This is a genomic window from Streptomyces sp. NPDC003393 (assembly GCF_053589015.1).
Genome location: NZ_JBSFRB010000012.1, coordinates 147,642 through 166,398 on the forward strand (window position 1 = coordinate 147,642; position 18,757 = coordinate 166,398).

The window sequence follows — 18,757 nt, forward strand, 5'->3', positions numbered from 1 at the left end:
TCCCCGGGGCAGAGCCGACCGAGGGGCTTGACGTGGGGACCGGCCCGCCGGGGGGAGCGGCCCGCCGGCGGGCGGCGCGTGGGCCGGCCGACCAGGAGAGTTGGCCTGTGGGCGGGCCTGCCGGGGGGCTGGCCTGTGGGTCGGCCGACCGGGAGGGAGGGTTCAGCGGACGCTGACGCCCAGGGCGCCGAGGCCCGCCTGCCGTACGGCGATCGACCCGTACGGAGTCCGCAGTCGCAGCCAGGCGCCCGAGGAGAACAGCGCGAGCCCGCCCTCGGTACCTTCCCCGGCCTCCGTGGCGGTCCCGGCCCCGGCTTCTGCCTCGACCGGCTCGGGACGCAGAAAGCCCAGTGACTGCGCCGCGTGCACGGCCCGCACCGGCAGTCGGGTCGGACCGACCGTCCGGGACCAGATGTCCCGCCCGATCCGGTCCAGTTCGCCGCGTGTGCGCAGCTCGGGCGCCAGCTCCTGGGTACGGGAGCGGAACTCGGCGACGGCGGCGGCCACCAGGGAACGCAGGGGGCCCGCCGGGGGCAGTCCCGGCTCCGGTCGCCAGCCGCCGCGCGGCGGCAGCACGCCGGCCCACGGCGGCCCGGTCACCGCGGCGGGCACGGCGGCCGTGGCCGCCGACTCGTCGACCGACTCCAGGAGCTCACCCGCGGACACGGTCACGTCGAGAGCGACGTCCAGCCCCTTCTCGTAGGGCTTGGCCAGGCGCACCGCGCGCACCGCCAGCACCTCGAAGGACGCGGGCCGTCCGAACACCGCCAGCGCCGTGCCGGCCGCCTGGAGCCGCACGGCCGCGGCGCGGTCGTAGTGGAGCAGCCGGGAGAGGAAGGCGGCGAGGTCCGCCGCCTCCGTGTCGTCGGCGAGGTGGAGCACCGTCATGCGGCGACGGCCTCCTCCTCGGACTCGGCCTCGGCCTCGATCGCGGTCTCGGACTCCGCCTCGTCCATGTACTCCCGGAGGAACGCCCGCTCCTCCGCGGTGATCCGGCGCGGCCGCTGGGCCTCGAAGTCGAACGGCACGATCACCGTGGACGCACGGACGTAGATCCGGTCGCCGTCCTTGACCTCGTAGCCGAGGGTGAAGGAGGCCGCCCTGACCTCCGTCACCCACAGCTCGATGTCCACCGGCTCGTGCCGGTGGACGAGCTGCCGCTTGTAGTCGATCTCGTGGCGCGCCACCACGGACCCCTGCCGGAAATCCTTGTCCGGGCGGAACAGGAAGTCGATACGGGCCTCCTCCAGATAGCGGAGGAACACCACGTTGTTGACGTGGCCGTACGCGTCCATGTCCGCCCAGCGCAGCGGGCAGCGGTATGTGTGGCGCATCTGCCGGCTCAGCCCCGGGTCAGCTTCTTGTAGGTGGCTCGGTGCGGACGCGCGGCGTCCGGCCCCAGCCGCTCGATCTTGTTCTTCTCGTACGACTCGAAGTTGCCCTCGAACCAGAACCACCGGGAGTCACCCTCGTAGGCGAGGATGTGCGTGGCCACGCGGTCCAGGAACCAGCGGTCGTGGGAGACGACCACGGCGCAGCCCGGGAAGTCCAGCAGCGCGTTCTCCAGGCTGGAGAGGGTCTCGACGTCGAGGTCGTTGGTGGGCTCGTCGAGGAGCAGCAGGTTGCCGCCCTGCTTCAGGGTGAGGGCGAGGTTCAGCCGGTTGCGCTCACCGCCGGACAGGACGCCCGCCGGCTTCTGCTGGTCCGGGCCCTTGAACCCGAAGGCGGAGACGTACGCCCGGGACGGCATCTCGACCTGGCCGACGTTGATGTAGTCGAGCCCGTCGGAGACGACCTCCCACAGCGTCTTCTTGGGGTCGATGTTGGCGCGCCCCTGGTCGACGTAGGAGATCTTGACGGTGTCGCCGACCTTGATGTCGCCGGCGTCCGGCGTCTCCAGGCCCTGGATCATCTTGAACAGGGTGGTCTTGCCGGCGCCGTTCGGGCCGATGACACCGACGATGCCGTTGCGCGGCAGGGTGAAGGACAGACCGTCGACGAGGATCTTCTCACCGAAGCCCTTGTGCAGGTCGTTCACCTCGACCACGATGTTGCCCAGCCGCGGGCCCGGCGGGATCTGGATCTCCTCGAAGTCCAGCTTCCGCATCTTCTCGGCCTCGGCGGCCATCTCCTCGTACCGCGCGAGACGGGCCTTGGACTTGGCCTGGCGCCCCTTGGCGTTGGAGCGGACCCACTCCAGCTCTTCCTTGAGCCGCTTCTGCCGCTTGGCGTCCTTCTGGCCCTCGACCTTGAGACGGGTGGCCTTGGTCTCCAGGTAGGTGGAGTAGTTGCCCTCGTAGGGGTAGGCGCGGCCGCGGTCGAGCTCCAGGATCCACTCGGCGACGTTGTCCAGGAAGTACCGGTCGTGGGTGATGGCCACGACGGTGCCCTCGTACTTGGCCAGGTGCTGCTCCAGCCAGTTCACCGACTCGGCGTCGAGGTGGTTGGTGGGCTCGTCCAGCAGCAGCAGGTCGGGCTGTTCCAGCAGCAGCTTGCACAGCGCCACGCGGCGCTTCTCACCACCGGAGAGGTTGGTGACGGGCCAGTCGCCGGGGGGGCACCCGAGGGCGTCCATGGCCTGCTCGAGCTGGGCGTCGAGGTCCCAGGCGTTCGCGTGGTCGAGCTCCTCCTGGAGCTTGCCCATCTCGTCGAGCAGCGCGTCGGAGTAGTCGGTCGCCATCAGCTCGGCGATCTCGTTGAACCGGTCGAGCTTGCCCTTGATGTCGGCGACGCCTTCCTGGACGTTCTCCAGGACCGTCTTCTCCTCGTTCAGCGGGGGCTCCTGCAGCAGGATGCCGACGCTGTAACCCGGCGACAGGAACGCGTCACCGTTGGACGGCTGCTCCAGCCCCGCCATGATCTTCAGCACGGTCGACTTACCGGCACCGTTCGGGCCGACGACGCCGATCTTGGCACCCGGAAGGAAGTTCAGGGTGACGTCGTCGAGGATCACCTTGTCGCCGTGCGCCTTGCGCGCCTTGCGCATGGTGTAAATGAACTCAGCCAAGAGAAACCGTCCGGCAGCTTGAATCTGGCAGTGGGCAGATACATCCCATCTTGCCTGACCGCCACCCCGTAGCGGAAACCAGTAAGGCCGAACGCCTGTGACCTGGGGTTTCGCTGGTCGGGGCGGCGGCTCGTCCGCGACCGCCGGCCACCGCCGGCCGACCACGGGGGCGTCGCACGGCCTGGAGACGGCCCAGGACAGCGCATGTCGCCCCTGCCTCCTCCGACTATGGTGCGACCGTGACCAGCGCGGCGCGGCGCCCCATCCTCTTCCTCGACGTCGACGGACCACTCGTCCCGTTCGGGTCGTCATCCAGCAGTCCGCGATCCCCCGCTTCCGGCCCCGAGGCAGCCGCGGACCGGGGGAACCCCCTGCTCGGGCGGCTTGCCCCTGATCTCGGGCCGCGCCTCACGGCCCTGGGCTGTGATCTCGTATGGGCCTCGACGTGGAGGGAGGAGGCGAACGAGGCCGTCGCCCCGCGCGTCGGACTGCCAAGGCTTCCCGTCGTGGCGTGGCCGGACGCCTGTGCCGACACCAGTCCGCGAGGCCTGCACTGGAAGACCCGTCATCTCGTCGAGTGGGCCGACCGTCGGCCGTTCATCTGGGTCGACGACGAGATCAGCAGCATGGACCGTCTCTGGGTCGCCGCCCAGCATCCCGGGCCGTTCCTTCTTCATCGCGTCGATCCGACCAAGGGCCTGGAAGACGCCGACTTCTCCGTGCTCGCCGATTGGCTCGGTGCCGTCGTGACCAGCCGGGTCACAGGGACGGGCGCTCGGTAGGCGCTTGGCACGTGGAAGGCCGCACGGCCGCAGAGCTATGCAGACGGCTTCATGAAGTCGTTCCGGTCTTCGGCTTCGACACGCATTCGACTGCGCCGGCAGGGAAGGACACGCTTCACTGGTGTCGTGGAACTTGTCGAGGGGCCGATCGACTGGAGCCCGGAGCTGCATGCTGCCGGCACGCAATCGCGCATGCGGCGCTGTGCGTGGGGTTCTCCGTGCACACGTGAAGCGCGCTGGAGCGTGCGGGTCAAGGACAAGGGCGGTGAGAGCTGGTGGGCTGTCTGCGAGGAGCACCGTGCTTCGTCGGCGGTCCTGAACACGGCCCCTCGGTGAGCGACGGCCCGCACAGCCACAACTGATCACCGGCGGCCGTGACCTCCGGCCGCCTGACCGATCAACGTCCTGACCCGGGTCCGGCTCAGCTCCGGGACGCCCTGTTCTTGTGGACGATGCTCAGCACCGTGGCGCCCAGGACCAGCAGGCTGAGGCCGATGGCGGCGAGCAGGGGGGTGCTGTCGGAGCCGCCGGTCTCCGCCAGGTCGGTGCCGCCCGGACCGCCGGCCGTGACCGGGCTCGGTTCGCTGAGGGTCTGGATGTCCAGGCCCGCCTCGCTGCCCTGGGTGTGGCAGTCGAGGACGCCGGCGAAACGCTGTCCGTGACCACTGGGGCCCTTGATCGTGAAGTCGTAGGCCTGATCCTCCTGCACGGGGATCGTGACCACCCGGGTCGTGCGCGCGGCAACCGTGTACTCGGTGCCCATCAGGTCGAACGTGAACGGCTCGGTGCCCTTGTTGGCCACCTTGATGTCCAGTCCGCCCTTGGCGCAGTCCTTGGCCGCGGACAGGGCGGGTATCGCGCCCCCGTCGGCCCAGGTGGCGGTCGTCGTCGCGGCGACCGTCGACTCGCTGGAGCCGGCCAGGATCTGCGTCTGGCTGCGGCTGTCGGAGGCGAAGGCCCGTCCGACCGGCACGGTGGTCGATGCCTGGACGGTCAGTTGGGCCGTGCCCGACGTGGGGGTTCCGTCGTCGGAGCTGTCGCCGGGGATGTCGAAGAACAGGCGGCTGCCGTCCTGGGCGGACGTGACCGGCTTGCCGTGCCGGTCGACGATCCGTACGCCGCTGGTGGCCGCGTCCGCCGGGGGCGTCACCGTGACGCTGCTCGCGTCGGTGTGCACCGTCACCGGGCCCAGCCGCTCGCCGGGGCGGCCGGAGACGGCGGGTGGATCCAGGGTCAGCGAGGCCTGCGGTTCGGCCAGGTCACGGGCGCTGTGCTGGAGGTAGTCCGCGAGCTTCTCGGCCTGGAGGTCCACGGCGTCGACGCGCGCGTCGTCGGAGTAGCGCCAGATGGCCACCTGGGTGCCGGCCGCCGCGTCCTGCTCGGTGAGGTTCTTCACCCCCGCCTTGGCGGCGAGCGCCGCCAGGTCGTTCACCTGCGGGTAGGAGTTCTGCAGAATCCAGCGGATCTTCCCGGCGTTCTTGTTGGCGCCGAGCGACGTGCCGCTCCAGGACGTCTCGCGGTACTTGGCGTCCTTCTGCGTGGCGTTGTGCAGGTCCACGCAGTACGTCTGCAACGTGCCCCCGCCGTCCACGGACATCTCGAACAAGCCCGCCGACACCTGGTGGTTGCCGGTCTCGTCGTGGATGACGGCGGTGCCGAACGTCTTCAGCCCGCCCATGGTGGCGGTGGCCCCGCCCTGCCTCTGCGGTGTCCCGTCGGCGGCGGCCGGACCGGCGGCGGTCAGCACACCGGCGGCGACGAGCCCGGACACCAGGGTCGCGGCGGCCAGTCGGACCACACCGGAACTGCGCATGAACCGCGCAGCGTACGAAGCACACACAGAATTCCCCTCCGAGCAGGACCCGTTCACGTGGGGGTGCGGTCCCACCAGCAGAATCTCCGGGCTCATCGAGCCATGTCCGGCATCCTAAAGATCTCGCGCAGCGCGGTTTGCTGTCAGATCGTCAGGTAACTGATCCGAATCGGAATCGTTATCGCCGTCAACCGCCGGCGAACCCGGCCCACCGGCAGACCAACCAGGACGTTGCCGAGCGCACTCACCGATATACCGCACTTCGGCGCGCGCGGCGTCCGGTGAGTACGGCCGACGGGGCCTGCCGGCACGTGAGGTCATGTCACCGCCGCCGGTTCGCGCCGCTGTGGGGCGTTCCCCGCCTCCGCGCTCGCGTCGGTGGGCGTTTCGACGGGCTGCGCGGTGTCTTGGCCCACGGCCGGGGTCCTGACGGGGGTCTCCCAGTTCGGCTCGGGCCGCGCGGGCGGGGCGGGTGCCGCCGGTTCGGGCCTGGCGGTGCGCCGGAAGGCCGATGTGCCCCGCGCCAGGTCGTGACCGATCGCGACGGCGTCGATGTCCGCCCAGGCGCGGGTGTTGCCGTCACGCGAGTCCGTACGCACCTTCAGCCGGCCCTGCACGACGACGGGGTCGCCCACGTTCAGCGACGCCATCGTGTTTGCCGCGAGCTGCCGGTTGGCCCACACCGTGAAGAAGTTGGTGTGCCCGTCCGTCCAGGCGTTCTTCTCACGGTCCCAGTACCGCGCGGTCACCGCCAGACGGAACCTGGCGGACATCCCCGTTCCCGGATCCCGGTACACCGGTTGCGTCGCCACGTTGCCCACCGCGCAGATCGTCGTCTCGTTCATCGGTGCTTCCCTCCCTCACCCGGTCCGCCCGGTCGGGCGGACACGCGTACGGGCCCGTCCCGTACGGCTGCGTCTGCCGCGCCGACCGCGTCCGTCGCGATCGCCGCGGAACCAGACTGCCTCCGCCGGGACGAGCCCGCTCGGCCCTGTGGACCACCGCCCGCCTGTGGAAAACGCCCTCACCCGGACGAGTGACCTGACCGCCCGCCCCGCACACAGCCCGCCTCCGGGCTCACCATCGGCCGGACTCGCCGCCGGCCTCCAGGCTCACCGTCCTCCCGCCCCCGTGACCCGCGCGTACTGCTCCCGCACCTCCCGGTAGCGCAGCAGCTCCGCCGCCACCGGATCGAGCACCCGGGCCCGGCCGCATCCCGCCGCCGCCTCCCTCAGGCGGCGCTCCGCGTCCTGGCCGTACCGCCGGGCCGGCCCGCGTGCCGCGATGCGGCAGCTCCATTCCACGAGCGGCCCGCCGACGATGCCGGCGAGCATCAGCAGCACCGGCACCCCCAGGTTCGACGCCATGACACCCACGATCTGGCCGACCAGCCACAGCCCTCCGACGACCTGGAGGATCGTCATCGACGCCTGTGCCAGGACCGCCGCCGGCCACCAGCCCGGCCTCGGCGGCCGCCCGGGGGGCAGCCCGGTCCGCGCCGCCAGCTCGTCCAGCGCCTCCGGCAGCCCCAGGGCCCCGCGCACGGCGGCCTCGCGCACCGCCTGCGCCCAGGGCGCCGGCAGGCCTGCCGAGGCCCGGTCGGCCACCGTCCGCACCGCCTGCTCCACGCGTTGCCGCGCGGTGGCCTCCTCGTCGGGCTGCGTACGCACCGGCAGCCGGCCGGTGGGAGGCTCGCGCCGGTCCTGGTACCAGCGCCACAGTCGCAGCCACGGCGTCCCGCACGCGCGTCCCGCGTTGCGCAGCCAGGCACGCTCGGCCGCCTCGCCCGCGGCGACGGCGCCCACCGCGTCCGCCAGCCGGTCCGCGAACTCCTCGCGCGCCTCCTCGCTCAGACCGGCCCGCCGCCGTGCGGCGTAGACGGGCAGAAGGCGGGTCGCCGCCGCGTCCACGTCGGCCGAGACGCGCCGGGCCGCCGCCCCACGCTCGGCCACGAACTCGCCCAGCGCTTCACGCAGTTCTCCGACGCCGTCGCCGGTGAGCGCGGACAGCGCGAGCACGGTCGCGCCCGGTTCGTCGTACTCCCCCAGCGCGATCCCGTCCTCGTCGAGCAGTCGGCGCAGGTCGTCGAGGACCTGGTCGGCGGCCTCGCCGGGCAGCCGGTCGATCTGGTTGAGGACGACGAACATGATCTCCGCGTGTCCGGCCATGGGCCGCAGATACCGCTCGTGGAGCACCGCGTCGGCGTACTTCTCCGGGTCGACGACCCAGATGACCGCGTCGACCAGTCCGAGGATGCGGTCCACGTGCTCACGGTGCTGCACGGCGGCGGAGTCGTGGTCGGGCAGGTCGACCAGGACCAGGCCGCGCAGCTGCGGGTCGGCGTCGGAGCCCTGTACGGGGCGCCTGCGCAGCCGTCCCGGGATGCCGAGCCGGTCGATGAGGGTCGCGGCACCGTCGCTCCAGCTGCACGCGATGGGCGCGGCGGTGGTCGGCCGGCGTACGCCGGTCTCCGAGATGGCCACGCCGGCCAGGGCGTTGAACAGCTGTGACTTGCCGCTTCCGGTGGCGCCCGCGATGGCCACGACGGTGTGCTGCCCGGAGAGCTTGCGACGGGCCGCGGCCTCGTCGAGGACCCGGCCGGCCTCGGCGAGGGTGCGGCTGTCCAGCCGGGTGCGGGACAGGCCGACCAGTTCGCGCAGGGCGTCCAGTCGTGACCGCAGCGGTCCGTCGTAGGCGAGGGGCGGCACGGGCGTGGTCCGGGCGGGCCGGGGAGCCACGGGCACGAGGTCTGCGGCGCTGGTGCCGGTCTCGGTGACGCGGCGCGCGATCAGCCCGTCGTCCCACACGCCCTCGGACTCGGTACAGCTCGGGGCTGCGCCGTCCGTCACGTGCGCGTGGCCGTCGTCGGCCGGCACCCGCGCGTGCCGGTCGTCGTCCCCGACCCGGGTGCCCTGCCCCGAAACCGCCGGCGCGAGGCGGCCCGCGGCCACGTCTTCCACACCGGCCACACCGGTCTCAGCAGCCCCAACAGCCCCACCATCGGCCGCCCCGAACTCCTCGGCCACGCCGAACCGCGCCGCCACCCGATCCCTCCCGGCGCCCTCCGAGGGCGGCGTGTTCTCCCTCTCGGGGACGGCCGGGGACTGCGGACCACCCGCGGGGCGAGACTGCGGACGGACCCCGGAGCGGGAGTCCGCACCGAGCCCGTGGCGGAAGTCCCCACCGAGTTCGGAATCAGAGTCCGCACCGCCCCCGGAGGCCGGGACGGTCCCGTACGCGAGGCTGCTCCCGACCGTACGGACCTCCTCGGTTCCCGCCGCCTCCCGCGCCGTCGCTCTCCCCCGGTGACCGTCCGTCGAGTCCACCGTGCCCTCTGTTCGAACCGTGCCCTCCGCATGAGCGGTGTGTTCTCTTTGGTTCTGGTCAGTGACGGCGGTCACCGGTCACCTCTCCTTCAGCAGTACGGACAGCGCGGCAATGAGTTCGGCCTGTGGCTCGGGATGCACTTCCAGGGCGTCGAGCGGGGCCAGCCGGCGCTCCCGCTCGGCGTGCATCACCCGGTCCAGGCAGTCGGCGAGCAGCCGCCCGGCGCGGTCGCGCAGCCGCAGCGCGCCGTGCGCACCGATCCGCTCCGCGAGTCCCTCGCCCGCGGACCGCCCCCGGCGGCCCCCCAGCAGCCCGGTGGCGGCCAGCGCGGCGACGACCTCGGGGTCCGGCGCGACGCTCCGGTCCAGCCCGCGCGCCTCGTCGTCGGCGTACTCCTCGAGCTCGCGGCGCCAGCGCCGGACGGCGAGCCCGATGTGGTGCTCGGCGCCCTCGATCGAGGTGTCGCGCTCGGCCAGGCCCGGCGCGTCCGCGGCCGGCTCGCGCCGCCAGGCGTCGTCGATGCGCTCGTCGGCGGCGGTGACGGCGCACAGCAGCAGCGTGGCCAGGCTCTCCACGAGCGCGTCGAGCAGTTCACGGGCGCTGCAGTCCAGCGGGTAGGCACGCCACCGCTTCAGGGCGTCCCCGGCGAGCACGGCTCCCGCCTGCAGCCGGCCCCGCACACGCGTGTACTCGCCGTCGTAGGCGCTGTCGACGGCGGCGGTGAGCCGTAGCGCGGCCGCGTACTGTGCGGCGGCGGCACCGGCCAGCTCGGGCATCCGGACCTTGAGGGAGTCCAGCAGGCCATGGGCGGTGCGGGACATCGCCTGTTGCCGGGCCGCGGGGTCCTGGACGTGATGGACGAGCCAGGCGCGCAGCGGCGCCACGGCGGTGGCGGGCAGCAGCCCCCCGCCCCAGGCCGACTCGGGCAGCTCCGGCACGGTGAACCGCGGTACGTCGCCGAGGCCGGCCTTGGTGAGCAACGCCCCGTACTGCCGGGAGACCTCGGAGACGACCTGGTGCGGCACCCGGTCCAGCACGGTCAGGAGCGTGGCGTCGTACTCCTTGGCGGTGCGCAGCAGGTGCCAGGGGACGGCGTCGGCGTACCGGGCTGCCGTGGTGACCATCACCCAGATGTCGGCGGCGCAGATCAGCTCGGCGGCCAGGGACCGGTTGTCGGCGATCAGGGAGTCGATGTCGGGGGCGTCGAGGAGGGCGAGGCCGCAGGGCAGGGTCTCGACGGTCTCGACGCGCAGTACGCGCGCGGGACCGTCCTCGGGTGACGGCAGTTCGTCCCCGGCCATCGAAGCGGCGTGGTCCTGGCGGGGCACCCACGCGCGCGAGAAGCCGGGCAGGACACGCGTCCCGGTGAACCAGTGATGGTCATCCGGGTGGCACACCAGGACAGGGGTCCTGGTCGTCGGCCGCAGCACGCCCGCCTCGCTGACCCGTCTCCCGACGAGCGAGTTGACGAGTGTGGACTTCCCCGCGCCGGTCGAACCTCCCACGACGGCCAGCAGGGGCGCGTCGGGCTCCCGCAGCCGGGGCACGAGATAGTCGTCGAGTTGCGCCAGCAGTTCGTCGCGGTCGGCACGCGCGCGTGGTGCCCCGTCGAGGGGCAGTGGGAAGCGTGCGGCGGCGACACGGTCGCGCAGGGCGGAAAGTGCTTCGAGCAGCTGAGGCCGAACGTCCAAGGTCACCACATGCGAAGAATGCCCAATTTTGAGGGATATCTGAAGCATATGAGCATGTCTGCGCGCCGATAGAACACAACGGACGGAAGGGATGACTGGGGCGAGGTCACAGTCCAGGCATAACGAGTGCACAACACCCGGTGCGCCAGACGCCAAAAGCGGTGCAGGATTCGTACCTGCCTGCGATTATCGGGACCGCTTCACTGAACCTCCACATCGAGCCACGGAGGCGAAGCAACAGGGACCAGGAGTCCGGAGCCCTATCCTTGTCCCCGGCAACGTCACGGATCAGCCCACACCCGGGCACCACGACAGAGGCCACACACCAGGCCCCCGTAGCTCAGTGGATAGAGCAGGCGCCTTCTAAGCGCTTGGCCGCAGGTTCGAGTCCTGCCGGGGGCGCCCCTGAAAGCCCTCCCCTCGGGAGGGCTTTTCGCTGCTCAGTGTGGGTGACATACGACACGCCGAAGCCCCGGACGCCCTCTCGACGATCAAGGGAAGGCTTCGGGGCTGTCCGGCTCTCACCGGGTTTTCGCGGGTGGCCGTGTCGAGTACGTGTCGAAGTCCTCGACCGGTGGAAGACCAGCCAACGCCCGGCAGCTCCGCCTCCGGAAGGTCACCCGCGACTTCCAGCCGCCGTTTGAGATCCGGCAGCTGCCCGTCGACCCACCGAGCGTAGGTCGCCAGGAGCACGGCGACGCTGTTGCCGGCCCACTTGGCCACCTGGGCGCGCGGGATACCGTCGTTGAGCCACTTCGTCAGGCGCGCGTTCCGGTTGTCGTACAGCGCGGCGTCCGGTGGTCGACTCGAAGACGTGCGAGGGCAGTACGGCCTTACGCGCGCTGCGCCACGCCCGACGGATGACGGATCCGGCGAGGACGCCACCGGACTCGCCCTGGAAGAGCAAAATCACCTGGCTTGAGCTGGTCGTCGGCGTCGGGCTCGGGCAAGGTCACGTTCTCCACCCGCATGGCGAAGGCTTCCTCGGACCGAAGGCCGCAGTAGTACAGCGTGGCGAAGAAGGCATGGAGCCGCTTGCCGCCGCGCGGCCGGCGCCGTATCCAGTCGAGGATTGCCGCCGCCTGTTGGGGGTTCAGCAGGGACCGCTTGTCAACAGCGTTCGCGGTCTTCGTGGCAGCCGTCGACTCCTTGCCCTTTGCAGGGGGTTGTGTAAGCGCTTGACCGCAGGTTCGAGTCCTGCCGGGGGCGCCACCCGCCACCCGCCAGAACGCCCCAGAGAGGATCTCCCCTCCAGGGCGTTTCGTGGTTCTGACGGCAACGCCGGCGGCAACGACCCCGTCGTTCGACGGCCACACGCCTCCCAGCCGGTCCGAAGCGACCCGCTTCTCCGTCGTGTCCGCGTGCGCGTTGGTACGCATGCGCTACGACCAACGGACGCAGAACTACGTCGCCCGCCGCACCGCCGAAGACATGTCCAAGAAGGACATCCTCCGCTGCCTCAAACGGTTCATCACCCGCGAGGTCTACCAGCACCTCACCCGTCCCACTCTCCATAACGAAACCGCCGTATCGAAATGGTCAGGGCGACGGACCGACGCCTGGACGAGGAGGAGCAACGCCTGTGACAGCCCCCGCGCGCAGAGGACGTCCCCGCAGCGAGAACGCCGATGTACGGATCCTTGCGGCGGCCCACGAGTTGCTGGTCGAGCGGGGCTACGACCGGTTCGCCATGGACGAGGTGGCGGCACGCGCCGCGGTGGCCAAGACCACGCTCTACCGGCGGTGGCCCACAAAGGACCATCTGCTCGTCGCTCTCGTCGCCAAGATCCAGGACGAGGTGCCGGTCGCTGACACCGGCGACATCAGGCGCGATCTGAGCGTCTATCTCACCGCCGTCGCGACCGGACTCGACCGGATGCGCCGAGTCGGTCGGGACCTGACGGGGGAAGGGGACCGGTCGGCCGGAGTCGTCGCCGAACTGGTCGCGGCCGCCGCCCGGCACCCTGATATGGGCGACGTCGTACGGAACCTGTTCGCCCGGCGCAACGCCTTGCCGCTGGCACTGCTCGACCGCGCCCGTGAGCGGGGCGCCCTGGCCGCGGACACGTCGTCCGAAGTGCTCTTCGATCAACTGGCCGGAGCCCTGTACTACCGGCTCCTGGTCACCGGTGCGCGGATCGGCGCCGACTACGTCGAGGAACTGGTCGGCCAAGTGCTGGCCGGAACCGGTGCCACCCGTCACCCAGAGAGGACCTGACCATGTCTTGCCCTTCTGCCGCGTCTTCAGTGCCAGCCGCATTACTCAGGGCGACAGCGCAATCCTCCCCCGGTAAGGCCACGCCACGGCCGCGTCAAACGTGGTGGGAGCTCGTCGGCACCGGCCGTCCATTGCTTCCCTCTCGCCCCGGACCGGGCCGGTCACACCCACGTCCTGCCCCTGGAGTCCATCGGCGGTGCCACATCCCGCGCCGCCGGGCCCGTCGCCTTGCCAACCGTTCAGCACCCTGCCCCAAGCAGGATCGCGGCCACCATCTCCTTGCAGGGAGTGAACGCATGACATCCTCAACCCGGCATCAGGCTGACCGGAGTTCAGCCTCGGGCCCGGTCCGTGGGGCCTGGGCCCTGCTCGCCGTGTTTCTGCCGGCCTGGACCGTGCTCGAGATGGTCAACCATGGCGGCGGGACGATTCCGCTGGGCATTGTGGGCTTCATCGCTCCTGACCTGACGCTGTTCGTCGGGCCGGCCGGGCCGCACGAACCCGGGCAACTCCCACGCGGCAAGGTGGCCGCCTACAACCTCGTCCACCGGCCGATCGGCCCAGTCCTGGGGCTCGTCGTCTTCCCCTTCCTGCCGGGCGACGGACCAGGGGCCAACGTGGCGCTGTTCACCTTCGCACTCGGCTGGCTGCTGCACATCGCTTCTGATCGGGCCCTCGGCTACGGGCTGCGCACTACCGATGGCCGGCAGCGCTGAGCGCCGACCGAGCGGCTTCCACCGCCCCGGGCACAGCGACCGACGCTCCGCACCGCGCATCGAGGATGCCGGCGTCGGTCGAGCGCGCCACAGCTGGGCCGTCCCTGGCCGTCCGAGGTCGCTCAACAGTGACTCATGACGACCGACGACAAAGAAGTGATCTGCCAGAGCACGTGCCTGGTCAGTACGCTGCGGTCATGTTCGAGTACCACGGATGGATCAGCGTTCGACAGAGCGCCGACGCAGACGCTGACGACCGCAACAGCGATCGTCTGCGGGAGATCGTCGAGGGTATCCAGTCCCGCATCCGCGAGATCGACAGCCCGTACCTCCTCGATCTGCGGTGGATGAACGGGGAGCCCTTTCTTCATTTCGGGGGCTTCCCCAACCACCGTGACGAGGACGTCGTCAGACTCTTCGCCGAAGTGGGCGAGCGGGCACCGGGTTCCTACGGTCTACTGCACATTCGTGACGACGAAGACCTCGTGCACGAAAACAAGGTCGTCGTCCTCAGACTGGTCCGCGGCACCGTGAGCAAGCACACGGAGCCGTTCCTGTCTCCGTGCATTCCTGCTCTGGAAGATCCTTTCCAGGGATAAGGACCGAGGACAGGTCGCCGAACCGAACGAAGCGCCCCCATGCCCGTTGCGTGCCCGATCCGACGGGACGCAGCGGGGACTCACGGGGAACCGCGGCGTCGATCGCGGCCCGGCCCAGGTCAGAGATGTGCCAGGTCAATCGCCATTCGCATCCGGCGTCTTCCGAACTGGTGCTCCACCACCGAGCGCGCCGGCGCTTGCTCCAGCCCAAAGCCGTTCCGCCGCCCTCTGCCGGAACAGCAGTCCTCGCCGGTACGGTCCCGCCATGCGGCCTCAGCACAGCAAGCGGCAACAGCGGTTCGAAACGTTCGCCAGCTTCATGCGCCACGTAGGTCGGAATCCTCTGTTGATTGGCTGGGGCGCGGTTCTCATCGCTCTGGACACCGTTGCGCAGCGCAACGTGCCGCAACCGTGGTCCGGGATGATCAGTGCTGCGGTCTTGCCGTGTTGGATCGTCCCGGCCTCTGTCAGCTACCAACGCAGCCGAGCAGATGCTGAGGGCGCGCCGATCACTGAGGCTCGTGCGCTTCGTCCTGACCGCGAACATGATCCGCTGATCGAGGATGTCACGGTCCACGCTCGCCGGCGGTGCGGTCACGGGTTCCCCGAAGTCGCCGTACAGCAGCGGAGTACAGCGACCGGGCAGACCACAGTCAACCGAGTGGTCACCGCTTGTACTGCGGCCCAGGCCGCGTCATCGCTGAAGTCGGTTCGCAGGACCGTCGAGGTCAGATCCTTCGGTGCGGGTAGGGGCATGCCGGCCATCCTGGCACCTACGGAAGCTGTGGGGGCCAGGCCGTCCGCGGGCCGTGCGAGGCACTCGACGACGACCCACGCTGCCAACCACCCCCGCGGGTCAGCAACCCGGCCCGCCCGTGCAATGCGAAAGCGGTCGGTCATGCGTAGGCTCCCTTCATGCCGAACCCGCAACGTCAGCAGATCAACGCCTTCCTGTCCGGCTTCGCTCGCCGCCAGGCCGCACACACTGTGACTCTCCCGGGCGGGTTCGCTGTATACGACGACACCTTCGCTCACTCCCGTGCGAACAACCAGATCATCATCGATACGGTGGTCGATTCCCCAGCACTTCCCGCTATCGCGGAGCAAGCGCTGGGCCATCTGTCGCACCGCCTGATCTCCGTTCTTGACCATGAAGTCGGAACGGCCTGCGCGGAGCCACTGATCCGCGCCGGGTACACCCACTCCACCTATCTGGTCATGCTGCACGCAGGTCCGGTACCGGCCGGCGGGACGGCGGACGAGGTAGGCCTCGACGCGATACGCACTCCGCTTACCCAGCAATGGCGTCGCCTCCTTCCGCACGTCGACGACGAGGTCATACGTCACCTCGTCGACCGACGCGAGGCCCGTCGGCGCGGAGCCGACATCGTTCGCTTCATCGGTGCCCGCACGGAGAAGGGCGAGGTCGCCTCATGGGCCGATCTCTATATGGACCCGGCGACCGGTACAGCCCAGATCGAGGACCTGATCACCTCCGAGTCCCACCTCAAGTGCGGGTATGCAGATGCTGTTCTGGCCACCGCCCTGCGCTTGGCTGCCGATGAGGGTTGCGGTACTCGGTTCCTGACCGCCGATGCGGCGGACTGGCCACGCCACTGGTACGAGCGCCGTGGCTTTTCCGTCATCGGTCACTTGCACACTTTCGAACGTGACTGATGGCGAAATAACCCGATTCCGTGTCTCGCCATCGGGATGCACCAGCGGCTCGGGGCTCTCCCCTGTCGAGCAGGTGCCGTGTGCCGCGGGGGCTGGAGCGCTACAGGCCCCAGGCGACGCGCAGAACCGCGCCAGTCGTGTAGGTGGCGTCAGCGGACAGGAGTCAGGAAGACGGCGCCGGCGAGGGACGCTTATGCAGCCGTCCACCGGTTGCGGTCATGCTCTAATCGCCGGATGACGAAGATCGAGGCGGAGCTGATACGACGTTGGCTGGACGGTTGGACCGTGGCTCGCTCCCTGCCCGGGGCCGAGCCGGTCGAGTCCGCCGGGGACGGCCTGCGGTCCGAGTGCGACCAACCCGGCCGCGAGGTCGAGGTGTTCGCGCTGCGTGCGGACGAGGATCCCGCGTCCTTGGCACGGCTGGCGGCAGTCGTCGCCGCCGCGCGGCAGCCCACCTGGCTCACGGTACCTACGCTGCACCCGAGCACCGTCGAAGCCGTCGTCGGCGCCGCCGGACTGGAGTTGCTCCACCGGTCCGAGTGGTTCATGACGGCCGATCTCGCGGAGCACCCGCAGCACGCGCCCGCCGCGCCGTACGAGTGCGAGGTCCGCACACAGGGAGCGGTCACCGTCGTCTCCCTCCATGACCCCTCCGGAGAGGTGGCGGCGCGCGGCACCATCGCCGTGGTCGGCGACGACGCGGTCGCCGATCGCATCGAGACGGACGCGGCGCATCGGCGACGCGGCCTGGGCCGCGCCGTCATGAGCGCTCTGGCCGAGGCCGCCGTGGTCCAGGGCGCGCGTACCGGCCTTCTCATCGCCAGTGAGGAAGGCCAGCCCCTCTACTCCTCCCTCGGCTGGCGCCACGAAGCCGACGTGCTGATCGCCCGGGGACCGGTGGTTCCCTCCGACCGGTAGGACTGGCTCGCTCCGGCCGATCCGCCTTACGCTCGGCGCACTCCGGCGAGCCCCGCCGAGCGAAGATGTTCAAGGGCGCACTCATGACGCACCACGTGCGGACGTACTCCCGCGGCCAACGGTCCCCCGTCAGCGGTCGAGTGCCGTGAAGCCGTACCCGAACTCCGGTAGGCCCTGTGTGGGGTCGTGGTCGCTTTCCCAACTGTCGGTCATGGCTCCGAAGCGGGTCGAACGTGGATCGCTTGCGGACGACAGCATGATGCGCTCGTCGCGCATGATGTCTTTCGAGCAGGTACGGTGCGTCGTCGGCGTGGGCCGGTACAGCGTGAAGACGTCGCCCGAGAAGGTGGCGCGGCTGGTGAAGTCGTTGCAGCAGGTGGGAGTCGGGCGGGACAGCCACGCGCCGGCGGGCCCCGGCGCCGAAACGGCGGGGCCTGCCTGCCTTCGCGGGCCCCGGACATCCGTCGCGGGGCTTCGCGCCAGGCTCTACTGCGCTTCTTCCTCCTCGACGCAGGTGGCGTCGTAGTTCCGCTCGTAAGCCTCGCTGTAGGCCGCCCGGTACTTCGAGTTGTTCTGCTTCGGGGCGAAGGACTGGTGGTAGTTGCAGTCCTGGCCGTCAGCCCTCCCGGCCACCCGTCCGTCCCGACTGCCCGTCTGGATCGGTGAGAGTGTGCTCGTCGGCTTCGGTGTCGCCGTCGGCGTCGGCGTCGAGGGGCCAGGCTGTTGGGGGCCCCGCTCCCTGTGAGTGGGGTTGGGCTGGTTCGGGGCCTGCGCGGCGGACGCTTCCGAGGCGTCCGAGTTCTGCGACATGGCCACGGTGGGCAGCGCCAGGACCGCGGCCGCGACGAAGGGGCTCGCCACTAGTGCGAGGGTTCGCTTCGGGCGCATAGCTATCTTCTTCCTTCGGGACTGGTACGTGCAGACGATGACTTGCCCCGGTCGGAGCGTCAGTCGTGAGGGTGCGGACCGGGACCGGTACCTGCACAGCAGCGCGATGCGCTGGGTACCACTCGGGCCGGTGCATTCCGGCCTCTGGCGCCGACTTCTCCGCTCGCTGATCACTGCTGCAGCGGTAGCGCCTCTGATTCGACCGTATCGAGCTGTGCCAGATGTGTCTATTTGTGACTTACGAGGTCTCTTAGGAGGACGGTCCCGATCCGGGCGCTTCCCCCGCAGCCGCGGCAGATCGAGCGAGGGACAGTCGGGGAATCAGGGTGGAGCCGCGGCGACACCGGCGGCGTGGCCGGGGCCGGTGTGGGTGCGGCGAGGCACGCGTGCGAGTCGGCGGGCGTCATGGAAAGGGGTGCCGGACGCGGTGATCACCCGTGATCGGGGTGGCGGCGCCGCGTTGAACGGGAAGTGCGGTTGCTGATCCCGCTGCCGCGCTCACCGGGTCAGTCCGGAGAACGTGATCTCGCATCGCGAAAGCGGTGGTCGTCGCCCTAGGCACCCATACCGTGGTGATCGGCGGGGCCGGTCTCCCCATGGCGAACACCGACGCCGAAGGGGGACGTACGGATCACCCGGTGTGGCCTCCGGCAACACCCTCCAGGTCCCACTCGACGTGCCGATCAACCTGTGCGGCAACACCGTCGACGTGATCGCCGCGCTCAACCCGGCCTTCGTCAACGCCTGCCGATGACGGCTTCCTCGTCCACGGTTCGGTTGTCCGTAGCCTTGACGTGCTCCCTGGCCTGAAGTCCGGGGATTCCGGCCTGGGTCGTCTGACCCTTCCGGGGGCTTCCTGCTTCACCACGCTGTGCGGGCACGGGTGCCCGTCTTACCGGCGCTCCACAGGCGTTTGGCGTCTCCGCCCGTCCGGCGGCGACGATTCGGCGTCCTTCGAAGAGGACGTTGCGTGCTGCGTTGTGGTCGCGGTCGTGTACGGTGCCGCACGCGCCGCACGTCCACTGGCGGACGTGGAGGGGCTTGGGGCCGTCCCGGAATCCGCAGGCCGAGCAGACCTGGGAGGACGGGAAAGCACGGTCGACCTTGGCGAAGGTGCGGCC

The 18,757-nt window shown here is 70.4% G+C and carries 18 protein-coding genes and 1 tRNA gene; 8 read left to right on the forward strand and 11 right to left on the reverse strand.

What is annotated here, in order from left to right; genetic code table 11:
- Positions 1-162: 162 nt before the first annotated feature.
- Genes ACWDUZ_RS15245 through ettA form a run of 3 tightly spaced genes read right to left on the reverse strand, consistent with a single transcriptional unit; the run spans position 163 to position 3,007 of the window.
- Positions 163-888 (reverse strand): hypothetical protein, encoded by a 726-nt coding sequence (locus ACWDUZ_RS15245; protein WP_451632274.1) that lies wholly within the window; start codon positions 886-888, stop codon positions 163-165.
- Positions 885-1,334, reverse strand: a complete 450-nt coding sequence (locus ACWDUZ_RS15250) for an acyl-CoA thioesterase (protein WP_451632275.1) — start codon at positions 1,332-1,334, stop codon at positions 885-887. The genes ACWDUZ_RS15245 and ACWDUZ_RS15250 overlap by 4 nt, the downstream gene beginning before the upstream one ends.
- 8 nt (positions 1,335-1,342) lie before the next feature.
- Positions 1,343-3,007 (reverse strand): energy-dependent translational throttle protein EttA, encoded by a 1,665-nt coding sequence (gene ettA / locus ACWDUZ_RS15255; RefSeq protein WP_451632276.1) that lies wholly within the window; start codon positions 3,005-3,007, stop codon positions 1,343-1,345.
- Positions 3,008-3,246: 239 nt separating this feature from the next.
- On the opposite strand from ettA, the gene ACWDUZ_RS15260 reads away from it, so the two are divergent.
- On the forward strand, positions 3,247-3,789 hold the full coding sequence (locus tag ACWDUZ_RS15260) for an HAD domain-containing protein (protein ID WP_451632277.1): 543 nt from the start codon (positions 3,247-3,249) through the stop codon (positions 3,787-3,789).
- Positions 3,790-4,210: 421 nt separating this feature from the next.
- On the opposite strand, the gene ACWDUZ_RS15265 is transcribed toward ACWDUZ_RS15260, so the two are convergent.
- The 4 genes from ACWDUZ_RS15265 to ACWDUZ_RS15280 form a co-directional block, all read right to left on the reverse strand.
- Positions 4,211-5,602, reverse strand: coding sequence for a TQXA domain-containing protein (locus tag ACWDUZ_RS15265; protein ID WP_451632278.1), 1,392 nt, complete (start codon positions 5,600-5,602; stop codon positions 4,211-4,213).
- A gap of 317 nt (positions 5,603-5,919) precedes the next feature.
- The gene (locus ACWDUZ_RS15270; RefSeq protein ID WP_451632279.1) at positions 5,920-6,447 is read right to left on the reverse strand and encodes a single-stranded DNA-binding protein; all 528 of its coding nucleotides are present in this window, start codon (positions 6,445-6,447) and stop codon (positions 5,920-5,922) included.
- Positions 6,448-6,714: 267 nt separating this feature from the next.
- Entirely contained in the window at positions 6,715-8,562 is a 1,848-nt protein-coding gene (locus ACWDUZ_RS15275) for a GTPase (RefSeq protein ID WP_451632293.1), read from the reverse strand.
- Between the two features lie 444 nt (positions 8,563-9,006).
- Positions 9,007-10,629, reverse strand: a complete 1,623-nt coding sequence (locus ACWDUZ_RS15280) for a dynamin family protein (RefSeq protein ID WP_451632280.1) — start codon at positions 10,627-10,629, stop codon at positions 9,007-9,009.
- A 320-nt stretch (positions 10,630-10,949) separates the two neighbouring features.
- On the opposite strand from ACWDUZ_RS15280, the gene ACWDUZ_RS15285 reads away from it, so the two are divergent.
- Positions 10,950-11,022 (forward strand) — tRNA-Arg (locus ACWDUZ_RS15285).
- Between the two features lie 431 nt (positions 11,023-11,453).
- Here the strand turns inward: ACWDUZ_RS15285 and ACWDUZ_RS15290 are convergent.
- Positions 11,454-11,999, reverse strand: coding sequence for a hypothetical protein (locus ACWDUZ_RS15290; protein WP_451632281.1), 546 nt, complete (start codon positions 11,997-11,999; stop codon positions 11,454-11,456).
- Between the two features lie 203 nt (positions 12,000-12,202).
- Here ACWDUZ_RS15290 and ACWDUZ_RS15295 point away from each other — a divergent pair, with 203 nt between their 5' ends.
- The 5 genes from ACWDUZ_RS15295 to ACWDUZ_RS15315 all read left to right on the forward strand — a co-directional run bounded on the left by ACWDUZ_RS15295 (position 12,203) and on the right by ACWDUZ_RS15315 (position 16,748).
- A complete protein-coding gene (locus tag ACWDUZ_RS15295; protein WP_451632282.1) occupies positions 12,203-12,838 on the forward strand; it encodes a TetR/AcrR family transcriptional regulator in 636 nt (211 codons plus the stop codon).
- A 296-nt stretch (positions 12,839-13,134) separates the two neighbouring features.
- On the forward strand, positions 13,135-13,554 hold the full coding sequence (locus tag ACWDUZ_RS15300; protein WP_451632283.1) for a DUF4260 family protein: 420 nt from the start codon (positions 13,135-13,137) through the stop codon (positions 13,552-13,554).
- A gap of 197 nt (positions 13,555-13,751) precedes the next feature.
- Complete coding sequence (locus tag ACWDUZ_RS15305) at positions 13,752-14,153, forward strand: Imm7 family immunity protein (RefSeq protein WP_451632284.1); 402 nt, start codon at positions 13,752-13,754, stop codon at positions 14,151-14,153.
- Between the two features lie 915 nt (positions 14,154-15,068).
- The gene (locus tag ACWDUZ_RS15310) at positions 15,069-15,830 is read left to right on the forward strand and encodes a GNAT family N-acetyltransferase (RefSeq protein ID WP_451632285.1); all 762 of its coding nucleotides are present in this window, start codon (positions 15,069-15,071) and stop codon (positions 15,828-15,830) included.
- Between the two features lie 234 nt (positions 15,831-16,064).
- Positions 16,065-16,748: a GNAT family N-acetyltransferase gene (locus ACWDUZ_RS15315; protein ID WP_451632286.1), complete on the forward strand. Its 684-nt coding sequence runs from the start codon at positions 16,065-16,067 to the stop codon at positions 16,746-16,748.
- Between the two features lie 129 nt (positions 16,749-16,877).
- On the opposite strand, the gene ACWDUZ_RS15320 is transcribed toward ACWDUZ_RS15315, so the two are convergent.
- Both ACWDUZ_RS15320 and ACWDUZ_RS15325 read right to left on the reverse strand, forming a co-directional pair.
- Positions 16,878-17,024 (reverse strand): hypothetical protein, encoded by a 147-nt coding sequence (locus ACWDUZ_RS15320; RefSeq protein WP_451632287.1) that lies wholly within the window; start codon positions 17,022-17,024, stop codon positions 16,878-16,880.
- A gap of 210 nt (positions 17,025-17,234) precedes the next feature.
- Positions 17,235-17,636: a hypothetical protein gene (locus ACWDUZ_RS15325; protein WP_451632288.1), complete on the reverse strand. Its 402-nt coding sequence runs from the start codon at positions 17,634-17,636 to the stop codon at positions 17,235-17,237.
- 640 nt (positions 17,637-18,276) lie between these two features.
- On the opposite strand from ACWDUZ_RS15325, the gene ACWDUZ_RS15330 reads away from it, so the two are divergent.
- The gene (locus tag ACWDUZ_RS15330) at positions 18,277-18,390 is read left to right on the forward strand and encodes a chaplin (protein ID WP_451632289.1); all 114 of its coding nucleotides are present in this window, start codon (positions 18,277-18,279) and stop codon (positions 18,388-18,390) included.
- On the opposite strand, the gene ACWDUZ_RS15335 is transcribed toward ACWDUZ_RS15330, so the two are convergent.
- On the reverse strand, positions 18,374-18,757 hold a 384-nt coding region (locus ACWDUZ_RS15335), incomplete at its 5' end, for a zinc ribbon domain-containing protein (protein ID WP_451632290.1). The two genes, ACWDUZ_RS15330 and ACWDUZ_RS15335, sit on opposite strands and share 17 nt — an antisense overlap.